This window comes from Actinomadura sp. WAC 06369, assembly GCF_003947565.1.
Lineage (GTDB): Bacteria > Actinomycetota > Actinomycetes > Streptosporangiales > Streptosporangiaceae > Spirillospora > Spirillospora rifamycini.
On sequence record NZ_QHJN01000091.1, the window covers coordinates 19,503 to 33,096 of the forward strand.

The 13,594-nt window shown below is 75.4% G+C and carries 13 protein-coding genes; 4 read left to right on the forward strand and 9 right to left on the reverse strand.

Annotated features, from left to right (window positions below; genetic code table 11):
- Nucleotides 1-39: 39 nt before the first annotated feature.
- The 3 genes from DMH08_RS23520 (at nucleotide 40) to DMH08_RS23525 (ending at nucleotide 3,387) form a co-directional block, all read left to right on the forward strand.
- Nucleotides 40-1,812, forward strand: a complete 1,773-nt coding sequence (locus tag DMH08_RS23520) for a PD-(D/E)XK nuclease family protein (RefSeq protein ID WP_125617754.1) — start codon at nucleotides 40-42, stop codon at nucleotides 1,810-1,812.
- Nucleotides 1,813-1,963: 151 nt separating this feature from the next.
- Nucleotides 1,964-2,119 (forward strand): hypothetical protein, encoded by a 156-nt coding sequence (locus DMH08_RS40280; RefSeq protein ID WP_157432846.1) that lies wholly within the window; start codon nucleotides 1,964-1,966, stop codon nucleotides 2,117-2,119.
- A 29-nt stretch (nucleotides 2,120-2,148) separates the two neighbouring features.
- Nucleotides 2,149-3,387, forward strand: a complete 1,239-nt coding sequence (locus tag DMH08_RS23525) for a proline-rich domain-containing protein (RefSeq protein WP_125617756.1) — start codon at nucleotides 2,149-2,151, stop codon at nucleotides 3,385-3,387.
- 250 nt (nucleotides 3,388-3,637) lie between these two features.
- Here DMH08_RS23525 and DMH08_RS23530 read toward each other — a convergent pair whose 3' ends face one another.
- From DMH08_RS23530 to DMH08_RS23550, 5 genes are read right to left on the reverse strand one after another with little or no spacing between them, the layout of a single operon-like run.
- Complete coding sequence (locus DMH08_RS23530; RefSeq protein ID WP_026400330.1) at nucleotides 3,638-4,492, reverse strand: hypothetical protein; 855 nt, start codon at nucleotides 4,490-4,492, stop codon at nucleotides 3,638-3,640.
- A gap of 45 nt (nucleotides 4,493-4,537) precedes the next feature.
- The gene (locus tag DMH08_RS23535; RefSeq protein WP_026400331.1) at nucleotides 4,538-4,777 is read right to left on the reverse strand and encodes a hypothetical protein; all 240 of its coding nucleotides are present in this window, start codon (nucleotides 4,775-4,777) and stop codon (nucleotides 4,538-4,540) included.
- Nucleotides 4,774-6,777, reverse strand: a complete 2,004-nt coding sequence (locus tag DMH08_RS23540; protein WP_158642381.1) for a hypothetical protein — start codon at nucleotides 6,775-6,777, stop codon at nucleotides 4,774-4,776. The genes DMH08_RS23535 and DMH08_RS23540 overlap by 4 nt, the downstream gene beginning before the upstream one ends.
- Complete coding sequence (locus tag DMH08_RS23545; RefSeq protein WP_125617760.1) at nucleotides 6,774-8,345, reverse strand: peroxidase family protein; 1,572 nt, start codon at nucleotides 8,343-8,345, stop codon at nucleotides 6,774-6,776. The genes DMH08_RS23540 and DMH08_RS23545 overlap by 4 nt, the downstream gene beginning before the upstream one ends.
- Before the next feature lies 1 nt (nucleotide 8,346).
- A complete protein-coding gene (locus DMH08_RS23550; protein ID WP_125617762.1) occupies nucleotides 8,347-9,654 on the reverse strand; it encodes a cytochrome P450 in 1,308 nt (435 codons plus the stop codon).
- A gap of 260 nt (nucleotides 9,655-9,914) precedes the next feature.
- Between DMH08_RS23550 and DMH08_RS23555 the strand changes: the two genes are divergently transcribed.
- On the forward strand, nucleotides 9,915-10,892 hold the full coding sequence (locus DMH08_RS23555) for an acyl-CoA desaturase (RefSeq protein ID WP_125617764.1): 978 nt from the start codon (nucleotides 9,915-9,917) through the stop codon (nucleotides 10,890-10,892).
- Here the strand turns inward: DMH08_RS23555 and DMH08_RS23560 are convergent.
- From DMH08_RS23560 to DMH08_RS23575, 4 genes are read right to left on the reverse strand one after another with little or no spacing between them, the layout of a single operon-like run.
- Nucleotides 10,781-12,142, reverse strand: coding sequence for a cytochrome P450 (locus tag DMH08_RS23560; protein WP_199747966.1), 1,362 nt, complete (start codon nucleotides 12,140-12,142; stop codon nucleotides 10,781-10,783). The genes DMH08_RS23555 and DMH08_RS23560 overlap by 112 nt on opposite strands.
- On the reverse strand, nucleotides 12,139-12,780 hold the full coding sequence (locus tag DMH08_RS23565; protein ID WP_084549679.1) for a GTP-binding protein: 642 nt from the start codon (nucleotides 12,778-12,780) through the stop codon (nucleotides 12,139-12,141). Before DMH08_RS23565 ends, DMH08_RS23560 begins: the two co-directional genes overlap by 4 nt.
- Entirely contained in the window at nucleotides 12,761-13,129 is a 369-nt protein-coding gene (locus DMH08_RS23570) for a DUF742 domain-containing protein (protein WP_026400334.1), read from the reverse strand. Before DMH08_RS23570 ends, DMH08_RS23565 begins: the two co-directional genes overlap by 20 nt.
- A gap of 1 nt (nucleotide 13,130) precedes the next feature.
- On the reverse strand, nucleotides 13,131-13,520 hold the full coding sequence (locus tag DMH08_RS23575; protein ID WP_026400335.1) for a roadblock/LC7 domain-containing protein: 390 nt from the start codon (nucleotides 13,518-13,520) through the stop codon (nucleotides 13,131-13,133).
- Nucleotides 13,521-13,594 lie beyond the last annotated feature (74 nt).

Below are 13,594 nucleotides of genomic sequence, written 5' to 3' on the forward strand. Positions count from 1 at the left end.
CTCTAATGGTCGTGGTCATCCCCTAGCGCTGGAGCGGACATGCCCTTCGGAAACTGGACGCCGCACGAGGAGCTGAGCGGCGATCCCGGCGTCATCCGGCTCTCGGCGAGCCTGCTCGACCGCGACGACCGGCACTGCCGCGACTTCGCCGCGCTCAAGTCCCGCCCGCGGGTGTGGCCGCGCAGGCGGGGGGCGCGGCGGTACGCGCCGTGGGAGACGTTCCCGCTCGGGCTCGTGATGGACGCCCTGAACCTGACCGAGTTCGGGGACGTCCCCGCGGAGGACGCGATCGACAAGGCGCTCGGACGGGCGCGGTCGGCGGTGCACCCGGGGGTCGCGGTGTGGGTGCGGCACGCGTTCGACGCGTACCTGCGGGCGGCCGAGTGGATCGCCGACGACCTCGAGGCCGAGGGTGTCGCGGTGCGTCCGGAGCCGCTGCCGCGGGTCGTCCAGGCGGAGTCGGCCGCGGAGCTGCGGGTGCTCACCGCGTGGGGACGCTGGTACGGGTCGGCCGACGGCGCCGTGCGGGAGTTCCGGCGGCTCCGGGTGGGGCGCCCCGGCGAGCGCGACGCGCCGTCGAACGACGCGCTCGCGTTCGTCGCGGCGGCGGGCCTGCGCGCGGAGAGCGACGTCTACCGGGACCTGCCGGTCGAGGTGCTCCCGGACGAGGTCGCACCGCAGCGCGTCCGGCTGGTCGAGGTCGTCCTCACGGGGGACGCGCCGCCGCGGGTGCTCGTGGACGCGCCGCCCGCCGAGGTCCGCCGCGTGTACCGGGAGCGCACCAGGCCGATCGTCACCGACATCGCGTTCGGCGTGGGCACCCGGCCGGGGTCCGACTGCGTCGACTGCAAGGTGCTGCCGACGTGCGGCGCGGTCCCGGACGTCCCGGGCCTGCTCGGCCTCGAGGGGCGCGGCACGCACCGCCGCACCTGGTCGGTGACGACCGGCCGCCAGTACCTCGTGTGCCCGGCGCAGGCGCACCTGCGGGAGCTGCACATCCCCGCCGCGCAGCGCTCGGACGGGACGGCGGCGCGGCGGGGACGCGCCGTGCACCGGTGGCTCGAGCTGGCGCACGGCCGCGCCGGCGCGCCGGCGTGCACCCGCGGCGACCTCCCCGACCCGGCGGGCGGGCTCGGCATCGCCGCCGGCGTCCTGACGCCCGAGGAGTACGCGGACGCCCACCCGTACCTGGCGGCGCACGTGGAGGTGTGCCCGCTGCGCGAGCCGTCCGCGGACGTCCGGCCGGAACCCGCGGTGGCCGCGCACGACACCGAAGCGGACGTCGTGGTCATCGCCCACCCCGACCTGATCCGCACCACGGGCGGCACCGTCGTGTACCGGGAGCAGAAGACGACGCAGGGCGCTCCCCCGGCCGGGGACGCCCGGACGGTCTTCACCCTCGTGCCCCAGCTGGCGCTGGCCGTCCTGCTGATGAAGCACGGCGTCCTCGGCGGCGACGGCGGCGGCATCGTCGAACTGGAGACGATGACGCCGTCGGGCGCGGAGGTGCTGCGGTTCGACGTGTGGGACCCCGACGTCCGGGAGGCCGCCCGCGAGGTGATCACGTCGATGACCGCCCGCTGGCACGCCGACGCGTCCTTCCGCGCGCTGCCCGGCCCGTGGTGCGGCGGCTGCCCGGTCGCCGACTGGTGCCCCGACCGCGCGCCGAACGACCCCGGCGCCCCGATCGTGGTGGACGGCGTCCGCATCGACCCGCTCACCGGCGAGGTCCTCGGCGACGCCGTCACCGGCCGCGCCGCCGCGGTCGCCGACGGCGTCACCGACCCGACCGAGGAACCCCCGCCCTTCTGACCCCGCTTCGAAGCAGGCCGACCCTCGCCGCATCGAGACACACGCGCATGACCTCGAGAAGGAAGTCATCCCGCAGATCAAAAAGGCGAAAGACACCATCAACGCGGACGGCGTCTACAACCTCGAGGGCGGCGACTTCAGCCCCGCGTGCATGGCGGCGGCCGGCGCCTATCCGATCAGCGTCCAGTTCGCCTTCGAGGACGTCAAAATGCTGATGACCACCGTGAAAGGCTACTCGGAGAAGATCGTCAAGGCGGCGGACACCTACCGGAAAACCGAGCAGAAGAACGCGGACCACGGCCGCTGACCGACCGCCACGACGGGAGACCCTCCACAATGGGAAATACGGACAGGCCCGGAGACGGTCAGCAGCCGCCCCGCCAGACCGGTGACCGGCAGACGCCTCCGCGCGAGCCCGCGCAGGGAGAGCCCGCCCCTCGGGAGAGCCCGCGGCAGGAGCCGGCGCCCGCGGCGCAGAACCGCCCCCCGGCGGAGCAGGGACGCCCGGCACGCGAGCCCGCCGCCCAGAAGCAGCACACGCAAGGACTCAAGGCCGGCGCCGCCGGCGGTGCCGGGGCCGCGGGCGCGGCGGCACTCACCGGGCTGCTCGGCGGTTCGGTCGTGGGCACGCACGAGAGCCTCATGCCGATCGCGACGGCCCTGGCGATGGGGGCGGGAATCGACCTTCCGCCCGCTTTCATCGTCGCCTTCCTCTTCAAGGAGGGCACGGGGAAGACCACCAAGCTGGAGAAGTGCGCCCAGGAGTGGGACAAGGCCGCCAAGGAACTGCAGGTCGCCGCTCAGAACATCGCCCAGCTCGTGAAGGACATCCCGGGCGAGGCGTGGACCATGGACGACCGGCCGCTCTACGAGCGGGAGGTCGAGAACTTCGGGCAGCAGGTCGAGGCCCTGACGGCCTACTTCAACGCGGTGAGCGTCTCGATAATGATCACGGCGTGGGCCCTGTTCGCCTACTCCGTCTTCGCGAGCGCCATGGGCGCCTACCTCGCCGGGCTCGCCTTCGTCGCCGGCGCGTCGCTGCTGTCGGTCGTGGGCGCCCCCGCCTATGCCCAGTGCTTGGCCCTTGCCACCACGGCCCTGACCATCACCAAGGTGGCGGTGGGCATTCTCATCGCGGCAAGTGCGGTGTCCGCGGGCGTGATGCTGGTCAAGATGCACACCACCGCCGGTTCCCAGGAGGGCAACGGCGCCGCGAACGTCGACGCCGTCCTCGGCAAGGCGTGGGCGACCGGCTCGGCGGGTGCGGCCGCCAACATCACGGAGGGCATCGCCAGCACCGGTCTCAATTTCCTCGGCAGGAAGGGCCTCGCGCCCACGGGCCAGCTCGACCTGGACGCCGACCGGGACATCGAGAAGACGTGGAACGTCGGCATCGGCGGCAAGGCGACGAGTGCCGCCGGAGTGCTGGAGGGCGAGGGCGGCTACCACGCGAAAATCCGGGACGGCGACCTGCAGGGACAGGATGTCGAACTCAAGCCGATCTACAACATCACTGAAGGGAACTTCAGCAAGAAGGCCGAGGACGAGACTCCCCCGTGGGACAAGAACCTGTAGGCCCGGCCCCGGCTTTCGTCACATACCGGAGGACGCGGCAGCGGCGGACCCACCCTGAACCTTTTTCCGCGCAGAACCGGCTGTTCGGGGAGCATACACCGGACCGGCGAACGGTCGCGGATTCCTTCAGGCCGCACGCAGCAGGCTTCGAATTCTTTTTCCGGACGGCCCGAAAACTCGGGCGCCCAGCGGCGGCCGCCGCGTTCCCGGCCCGGCGGACCATTCCCGGGACGGCCGGGCCGGGCGGGGGTCAGAAGCCCATGTCGGAGGTTCGGCCGATGTTGCGGGCTCGGCGGTTCATCTCCTCCTTGTACCACTCGATGAACTCCTCCTGGTGGCTCATGTAGGACGCGTGGGCGTCGGAGTGGCCGGGGTACGGTTCGGCGCCCGGGTCGAGGGGGGACGGGGGCGTGTAGGAGGACGTGGCGATCGAGGTGTGGAGGCGCTCGTCGAGGCCGGTGGCGATGACGTGGGCGGCGAGGAGGGTACGGAGGTGGGGCTGGGCGGACGGGTTGACCTGGGTGGCCGAGCCGGACACGAGGCGGCGGGCCCACAGCGTCCCGTCGGGGCCGAGGTAGCGGACGGCGTCGGACGCGGGGTCCTGCGGGGCGTTCGGGTCGGCGGACGGGGGCAGCGCCATCCGGACGACGACGTCGCACAGCGCCTGGTGGTTCGGGTCGCGCAGGTGGGCGCGGCCGGCGACGAGGGTGAGGCCGTCGGTGTCGAGGGGGCCGGAGGGCGGGTCGAGGGCCGCGCGGTGCTCGTTGGTGAGGTGCCCGATCGGACGTCCGTCGGGCGCGACGACGGCGTAGTGCGGCGGGCAGACGTTGCCGGCGAGCTTGTCGGGGCGGTCGACGAAGAAGAGCGTCGCGTTCTGGGCGTCCGCCACCCGGAGGGTGACGCGCGGGACGTGGTGCTGGGCGTTGGGCGGGGTCAGGGTCGGTCCGGAGGAGCGCATGAACCGCTTGAGGAACCCCTCTTTCCGCTCCTCCCCCACGACGACCGGGGACACGTCGGCGAGGACGGCGCCGGTGCCGGGGTCGGTCAGGCGGTAGTGCAGGTCCTGGGGCAGGGACTGCAGGTCGAACTGGGAGGCTTGGAACACGTTCGTCACCCTCGGATGTCGCGCGGACGGTCTGCCTGCCGGATGCTACCGGCGGCCGCGCGGCGGGCGGGGGCCGTCGGCCAGGGCGCGGAGGCGGGCGGCGGCCTCGGCGAGCTCCTCGGACGCGACGACGCAGGCGGTGATGTGCTCGTGCAGGGCGGTGAACAGCCAGTCGGGCGCGGCGTCGTGGGTGCGGAGGCGGGCGGCGAGGGCGCGGAGGCGGTCGGCGCATTCGGCCATGGTCCGGGCGTCGGCGGCGAGGACCGCGCCGTGGTCGCGGGTCACGCGGGGACGCCTTCGGTGCGGGTCGAGCGGTGCTCGCGGGACGTCCGGCACAGCAGCGGACGGGCGCCGTCCAGGCCCAGGAGGCGCAGGCGGCGGGCCATCGGGTGGTCGCCCCGGACCGTCAGGCGGGCGCGGGGCGCGGGGTGCAGGCGGGCGGGTCCGCGGACGTCGATGCGGGAGCGCAGCGGCGTCCCGCCGAGGAGGGAGCGGACGGCGACGCCGCGTTCGGCCGCCGGGAGCGCCGGGCCGAGGTCGCCGGCGAGGGACGCGGCGTCGCCGATCGCGAGGGCGGGTTCGAGGGCGACGGGCGCGGTGGTGGCGGCGTGCCCCCACAGTTCCCGGGCGATCTCGGTCGTGGCGGCGGTGCTGTAGACGGAGTCGACGAAGCGGACGGCGAGCGGGCTCCGGACGGCGATGCCGAGGTGCGCCTCGCGGTAGGGGCCGAGGCTCGTGTCGCGGTTGTCGAAGGCGTGCAGGACGACGAGGGCGCGGCCGCCGAGGAGGGCGGGGCGTCCGGGGCCGAGCAGGGCGCGGGCCGGGCCGGGGTCGGCGGTGAACCAGGCGGTGAGGGCGGCCCCGGACCGGCAGGTGATCGGCAGGTCGAGTTCGCGGCCGGCGACCGTCCGGCGGGTGCGCGCGGCGGGGGCGGGGTCGTCGAACAGCCGGTACACCTGCGAGCGGGTGACGGGGCCGTGGTAGCGGGCGAGGCGGCGGTCGATCTCCGCGCGGTGCTCGGGGAGGTCGTCGGCGAGGTTGGCGGTGTAGTGCTCGGCGGAGTGGCAGGCCGGGAACAGGTGGGTGGGGTCGGTGTAGTCGACGACGTACCAGCCGGGCCGGTCGATGCACGTCCCGGCGCCCTGGCCGTCGAGGGCGGGGATGATGTCGTGCTGGTTGGTGACGCTGGCGACCCAGGTGTCCGGGGACGCCGGGCGCTTGAAGTCGACCGGGGAGCCGACCGCGACGACGTGCGTGACGGTGCGGCGGGCGCAGAAGCCGGCGTCCTGCGCGAGGCTCATGACGGCCGCGCCGCCGGCGCTGTGGCCGATCAGCGCGATCTCCGCGCCGGGCGGGACGCCGTAGTCGTCGATGGCGCGGGCGAGCGCGCGGCTGTAGGGGCCGCTGTCGCGGACGGTGCTGCTGAACGCGCCGAGCAGGTCGCAGGGCGAGGCGTCGTCGGGCACGCCGAGCTTCATGCCGGGCGCGTGGACGACGTGGCGGTCGGTGCCGTCGGGGCCGCGGACGGTCTGGACGAGCACCCGCCCGCCGGGCCCGAGGGCGCAGATGTTGGCGAGGAAGTCGAGGATCGAGCCGCGGTCCCGCAGCCGGTCGGCGGGGTAGGGGACGCGGACGGCCGCGCCGGCGCCGGAGTCCAGCAGGGCGACGGCGCGGTTGCTGATGCCGGTGAGCGGGTCGGCGGTCGCGGTGCCGGCGCCGGTCGCGATGAGCCAGGCGGTCGCGTCGTTGAGGGGGTTGCGGTCGAGCAGGGCGCGCAGCGCGAGGACCTCGCCGAAGACCGGGGCGATCGCGGTGAGGGCGCGGACGGCGCCGCGGTCGCGCACGAGGGCGTACAGGGCGCGGACGGAGTCGAGGTCGCGGTCGGCGGCGACGGCGTCGACGAGCCGCCGGACGAGCGGGTCGCGGAGGAGCCCGGGGTCGGTGAGGCCCACGGCGGTGATGCGCAGCCGCAGCGAGGTGACCATCAGCCGGATCGCGAGGCTGCCGGCGCCGGCCATGCCGCCGAGCCGTGCCGCGGCGGTGCCGAGCGGGCCGCCGGTGAGGGCGTGCCCGAGCCCGCCGGGGCCGGCGACGGCCTGCAGCAGGGCGTGTTCGGCGCGGGCGGCGGCGACGGGCGCGCGCGGGAGGGCGGCGAGCGCGCCGCCGCCGGTGAGGGCGGCGGTGGCGTGCGCGGACGCCTCGCGGACGGCCACCGCGGTCTCGGCGAGCTCGCGGGCGGCGCGGCGCAGTTCCGCGGCGGTCGCGGGGGCGGTCTCGGCGGTCACGCGCCGCGCCGCGTCATGGAGACGAACCGGGGGCGGGGGTCCTCCGGGACGTTGCGGTGCAGGACGTCCGACAGCGTCCGGGTGCTCCCGATGATCCGCATGCCGAGCGGGGTGAACGTCTCGGGGGTGAGCACGCGCGGCGCCAGCAGCGGGTTGGTCAGCGCCTGCGAGAACGCGTCGATGGCGATGATCTTCGTGAGCAGCGGCGGGAGGATGGCCCGCGCGGAGCTCGGCTCCTCGGCGAACAGGCCGACGTACAGGTCGAGGTCGTCGACGCTCGTGTACAGCTCGCGCAGGGCGTTGCTCACCCGCGGGTCGCCGGACACGTGCTCGAACCGCCGGACGCGCGGGAAGCCGCAGTGCGCGCGGTAGTCGTTGTAGGGGGCGAGTTCGAGGGCCCGGGAGTCGGCGATGCTGGCGACGTCCACGGCGTGCAGGCTCGGGTCGGTGTTGAACAGGCCGATGCGCCCGGCGCGCTGCTCGGACGCCTCCTCGAAGAGCCGCCCGAGCCCGGCCTCGGGGAGCAGGTCCGGGGCGAAGAGGGTGGCGGGGACGGGGAGTTCCGATCCGCCGACGGCCAGGGTGGACGGGATGAGGCTGTGCCAGCGGTAGACGAGGTTGAACTCGACCGACGCCCAGTTCTCGCGCTGCCACGGCGCGCCCGCGAGGCGGGCGGTGAGCGACGGGTCGAGCAGGAAGCGGAAGTGGTAGGGGGTGATGTGGTTGATGTACTCCTCGACCACCAGCTTGACGACCTCGACGATGACGATGTTGCGGGCCGTCTGGAAGAGGCGCTCGTCGTCCCACCGGGGGTTCCGCTCGGCGAGCAGGCGGGCCACCCGGTTGTGCTCGCGCAGGAACAGGACGGTGAGCATGGTGAAGCCGACCTGGGTGTTGCCGCGGTCGCCGGCGAGCGCGAAGAGCCGGTCGCGGCGCTCGTCCGGGAGCGTCTCGAACCGGACGACGTCCAGCCCGGCGAACTCGGACTTGATCTTGCCGTTCTCGCAGAGGTACGGCGGGAACTCGCCGCCGTTGATCGTCTGGCTCTTGAGCAGGCCGCCGTCGAAGGCGCGGACGGCGGCGGCCGCGGCGGCGTCGAGCCCGTAGAGGGGGTTGAGGTCGACGTGGTGGTTGGAGCTGCTCCGGCGGGGGTCGCGGGGCTCGGCGGCGTCGCCGCGCAGGAACCCGTCGGTGAACCACTGCGCGAAGTAGGCGAACAGGACGGTCGAGCGCGGGCACGGGATCGTGTCGCCGGTGCGGGCGAACAGGCCGGCGGCGCGTTCGGGCGCCGGGCGGGCGCCGTCCCGGACGGGGACGGGCGGGAGGTGCCGGCCGCTGAACGTCTTGTCGGTGAGCGAGGCCCAGGACGTGTAGGGGGCCATGGTGCTGAGCGGTTCGGGCCGTCCGGGCATCTCGCGGACCGCCCGGTCGATGATGGCGGCGTTGAGCGCGCGCCGCAGCGGGCGGACGCTCTCGGCGGCCCGCCACAGCGGGCGCCCGCGGGTGAGGGCGAGGTAGCGCAGCCGGTTGGCCGCGCCGTCGGTGGCGATGCTCCGCGCGCCGGGCATGTCAGGCGCTCCCTTCGCCGGACGGGCCGAGTCCGAGGACGAACCGGTCGGGGAACACGCCGCGGTCGCGCACGACGTCGCCGTCCGGCGGCGGCAGGAGCCGGACGTCCCGGCGCAGCAGGCGGCGCGCGACCTCGCCGACCACCGCGGCGCCGGGATGGACGCCGAGGCACGCGTGCGGGCCGTGCCCGAAGTGCAGGTAGACGTCGGCGGGGCGGCCGGGGCGGTAGTCGTCCGGGTCGGGGACGGCGTCGCCGTCGAACATCGCGGACGCCGCGGCGGCGAGGACGAGCGTGCCGGCGGGGACGGTCGCGGCGTGCGGGGTGCCGGCGGCGAGCACGTGGTCGCGCTCGCAGAACCGCGTGATGACCTTGAGGAACGGGTCGAAGCGCAGCGCCTCCCAGACGTGGCCGTCGAACCGGGCGGGGTCGGGGCCGCGGGCGGCCGCCGCGGCGCGGGCGTGCGCGTCCGGCCGGGACAGCAGCTCGCGGACGAGGTGGACCAGGGAGCCGGACGCGTTCTCGACGAAGCCGAGCATGAGCGCCGCGACGTTGATCAGGACGCGTTCGTCGTCGACGCCGGCGCGGGCGGGGAGCGGCGTGCGGAGCAGGCGGTCGAAGACGTCCGCGGGCGCGTCGTCGCGGTGCCCCGGGGCGGCGCGGCGTTCGGCGAGGCGCTCGCGCAGGTGGTCCATCATGGCGCGGCCGGCGGCGGCGGACCCGGCGCGGACGGCGGGGTCGCCCGCCGGGTTCGCGGTGACGTCGGCGATCACGGCCCGGGACCAGCGGGAGAGGGTCGCCTCGTCGGGGCCCGCGAAGCCGAAGTACTCGGCGCAGACCGCGAGCGCGACGCGGCGGAACAGGCCGCCGACCGCCTCGATGCGGCCGTGCGGCTCGGCGGCGTCGAGGGCCGCGTCGGCGGCCCGGCCCGCGAGCGCCCGCACCGCCGGGACGTCCTCGGGCGGCAGCATGATCTGCATGAGGCCCCGCTCCCGCCAGTTCAGCGGCGTGGCGTCGCGGGAGAGGACGACCGGGCCGCCGAGGGCGCCCTCGAGCCGGTCGGTGTAGGCGGCGACGGTGAACACCTCCCAGCGGGACAGCACCTCGCGGACGTCCGGGGCGCGGGTGACGAGCGCCAGGCCGGGCGCGAGCAGGACGGGGCGCCGGGCGCGGAGTTCGGCGAAGAGGGGGCGCCAGTCGGTGCGGAGCCAGCCGGCGAGGAGCGCCGGGGCCGCCGCGGGGTCGCGGCGGACGGCCGCGTCGTACTGCCGCAGGTAACCCTCGGTGGTCGTCTGTTGGGACCGTTGCATGCGGCGGACCTCTTGTTCGGTCGGTTCCTGCGGCGGCGGGCGGGGGTTTCCGGCGCCCTGATCACGTGCGATCACACGTCGTGGCGGGAGATTAGCGGCACGTGACGATGATCACAATGCGTGATGACGAAAAGCCAGGACATGACGACCGTTTGTGAGGTCTTCATTACTCTTCGGATACTGTCAGCGGTGTCCGGCGCCTCCTTCAATGGGCAGCGTCCGTCAATGGGCGGCGTCCGCCGGACCGACGAGGGGAACCGATGCCCGGATCCGCACCCGCCGCCGAGACCGTGGCGATCTCGCCGGCCCGGCGCGCCGCGTACCTGGTCGTGCTCGTCGCGCTCCCGCCGCTGGCCCTCGCCGCGGGCGTCGCCGTCGCCTGGGGGCGGGGCATCGGCCCGCGCGACGCGGTGATCGCCCTCGCCATGTACGTGATCAGCATCTACGGCATCGGCGTGGGCTACCACCGGCTGTTCACGCACCGGTCGTTCAAGTGCCGGCGCCCGCTGCGGATCGGCCTGGCGCTGGCGGGCGGGCTGGCCGTGGAGGGCCCGGTCAGCCTGTGGGCGGCCGAGCACCGGCGGCACCACAAGTACGCCGACCGGCCCGGCGACCCGCACTCGCCGTGGGCCTACGGCGAGACGGCCCGCGGCCTCGCGCGGGGGCTGCTGCACGCGCAGGCCGGCTGGTTCTTCACCGCGCGCCGCAGGTCCGACCGGCGGCACTGGGCGCCCGACCTGCTCGCCGACCCCGACGTCCGCCGGCTGGACGCCGCCTACCCCGCGGTGGTCGCCCTGTCCTTCCTGCTCCCCGCCGCGGCCGGGGGCCTGTGGTCGTGGTCGTGGGCGGGCATGTGGACGGCGCTGTTCTGGGGCGGCCTGGTGCGGTACGCGGTCGTCCACCATGTGACCTGGTCGGTGAACTCGCTCGCGCACGCCTTCGGCGACCGCGACTTCCGCACCCGCGACCGGTCGACGAACCTGCCGCTGGTCGCGTACCTGACGCTCGGCGAGGGCTGGCACAACTGGCACCACGCCGACCCGACGAGCGCCCGGCACGGGGTGCTCAAGGGGCATCTCGACCCGAGCGCCCGGCTGATCCGGCTGTTCGAGCAGGCCGGCTGGGCCTACGACGTCCGCTGGCCCGACCCGTCCCGGGTCGCCGCCCGGCGCGCGTCCGCCGAACCGTCGGAGCCGTCCGAGCCGTCCGAGCCGTCGGAGCCGTCCGGCGTTCCCTGAGGGCGGCCGGCGGGGTCGGGCCCGGCGACCGGATGCCTGCCCGGAGGTCCCCCCGGGTCGGCGTGGGTGAAGGTGACCGGGAGCCGGACCGGGCAGCGCGTCCACGGGGACGGCTCGTACTCGAGGTCGGCCGGGTCGATGGCGAGCCGGACGCCGCGCAGCGCGTGCAGGACGGTCGCGACGGCCGTACGGGCGATGGTGCGGGCCGGGTCGCGGGCGGGGCACGCGTGCGGGCCGGCGCTCCAGGCGAAGTGCGCGCGGTTGCCGCGCTGCCAGAACCGGGCCCCGGCGTGCGCGCGGACGTCGTGCGCGACGGCGGCGAGGCCGAGGACGAGGGCGTCGCCGCGGGCGATGGCGCGGCCGCCCAGCTCGGTGTCGCGCAGCGCGAACCGGGCCGGCATGTTGATCATCGGGGGCGCGACGGCGAGGACCTCGTCGAGGGCGTCGTCGATGCCGAGCCGCCCGCCGCGGACCCGTCCGGCGAACCGGGGGTCGGTCAGCATGAGCCGGAGCGTCTGCGCGATCCAGCTCATCGTCGTGTGGTTCCCGGCTGACACGAGGACGGCGACCGACCGCAGCGCCTCGGCTTCGCCGCGCAGGCCGGGGTGCGCGAGGAGCAGCGACGCGACGTCGTCGGCGGGCCGCGCGCGGCGGGCGGCGAGGAGCCCGCCGAGCAGGGCCTCCAGGCGGCGGTCGCCGTCCCGGGCGTCCTCCCCGGAGCCGCCGGACAGGGCCCGCACGGCGTCCCGCAGCTCGCGGCTCTGCCGGGGGTCGAAGCCGATGAGGCCGCCGAGGGCCAGCAGCGGGACGGTCGCGGCGTACTCGGCGACGAGGTCGGCGGAGCCGCGGTCGGCGAACGCGCCGATGAGGCCGCGGCACAGGTACTCGACGGTGCGGCGCAGCCGGCGGTGGTCGACGGCGGCGATCGCGTCCTCGACGGGGCGGCGCAGCCGGCGGTGCTCCTCGCCGTCGTGGCCGGTGACGTTGTCGCGGAAGAACATCATCGGGCCGAGGGGCGAGTCGGGCCGGACGGCGCCGTCCCGGAAGGCGCGCCAGTCGCGGCCGTCCCGCGAGTACAGCCGCGGCGACCCGGTGACCGTCTTCAGCTCCTCGTAGCCCATCACGAGCCAGGCGTGCACGCCCGGTTCGAGCTCGACCGGGGCGACGGGGCCGTGGTCGCGCCAGAGCCGGTCGAATACCGGCCCCGTGTCGGGGCAGGTGGTGGTGGCCGCCAGCGGCAGGGGGTTCACGGGGCGGGCTCCCGGACGGTGAGGGCGTGCTCGGCGAGCGCGACGAGGGCCGCGACGGACGAGTCGCGGTCGAGGGCGTTGCAGTCGACGATCGGGGTGTGCGGCAGCAGGTCGAGGGCGCCGCGGAGCCGGTCGTGGGGGTGCGGCGGGGTGTCGGGGAAGTGGTTGACGGCGACCGCGAACGGCGCGGCGACGTGCGTCTCCACCTGGTCGAGGACGTCGAAGCCGCCGGCGAGCCGCCGCGAGTCGACGATCACCAGGACCCCGACGGCGCCCTCGGCGAGCCCGGCCCACATGTCCCAGAAGCGGCGCTGGCCGGGCGTCCCGAACAGGTAGAGGGCGAGGGACGGGTTCAGGGTGATGCGCCCGAAGTCCATCGCGACGGTCGTGGACGTCTTGCCGGGGAGCCGCGCGAGGTCGTCCACGCCGGTGCTGGCCTCGGTGATGGGCTCTTCGGTGCGCAGCGGGCGGATCTCGCTGACCGAGCCGATGAACGACGTCTTGCCGACGCCGAAGTCGCCGACGACGAGGATCTTGGCCGTCCGGGCGACGGTGTCGGCGACGTACGGCCCCGGCGGACCGGGCGCGGCGGGCGGGGCGGGCGGATCAGAGGGAGCGTCAGAGGGCGCGGAGCCCATCGAGCACCTCCTTCAGCAGGTCGATTCCGGGTTCGGTGTGGCCGCCGGCGAGGGTCTCCAGGCGGCCGGCCGCGACGAGGTCGCCGACCAGCACCCGGACGGCGCTGACCGGCAGCTCCAGGTGCGCGGCGGCCTCGGCCACCGACAGGACGCCGCCGGCGCAGAGCCGCAGCAGCGCGCGGAGCTGCGGCGGGGCGTCCGCCGGGAGCGGTTCGGCGGCCCCGGCGGGCGGCGGGACCGCCTTCAGCAGCGTGTCGACCCCCACCCGGGCCCCCGGGCCGGCGGCGCGGCCGCCGGTGACCACGTAGGCCCGCAGCGGCGTGTCGCGGTACTCGCCGGGGCCGGACAAGTCAGCCGCTCCCCCGCGCGGGCGTGGCGAGCTGCTCGCCGAGCTTCAGCACGGTCGCCTGCATCTCCTGCGCGACCAGCGCCGCGTTGATCACCGGGCCGGTGACGACGGCGAGGCACGAGCGGGCGGCGGCGCTGCGGACGAACAGGTAGCCGCCCTCGTGCCCGACCATGAGCTGGTGCAGGGCCTTGGCGCCGGTGCCGAACTCCCCGGCCTGGTCGCGGGCGAGGGACAGCAGCCCGCTGCACCGTGCGGCGAGCCGGTCGGCCTCGTCCCGTCCGGTGTCGGCGGAGCGCGCCTTGAGCAGGCCGTCCACGGTGCACACGATGGCGTGCCGGACGCCCTGGACGCGGGCGAGCCGCGCCACCACCCAGTCCTGGTCAGCCGTCATCGGTCCTCCTGTCGTCGGTTCGGTGGTGCCCCGGGGGGCGGGGCACCACCGAACCGACGACAGGAGGACCGATG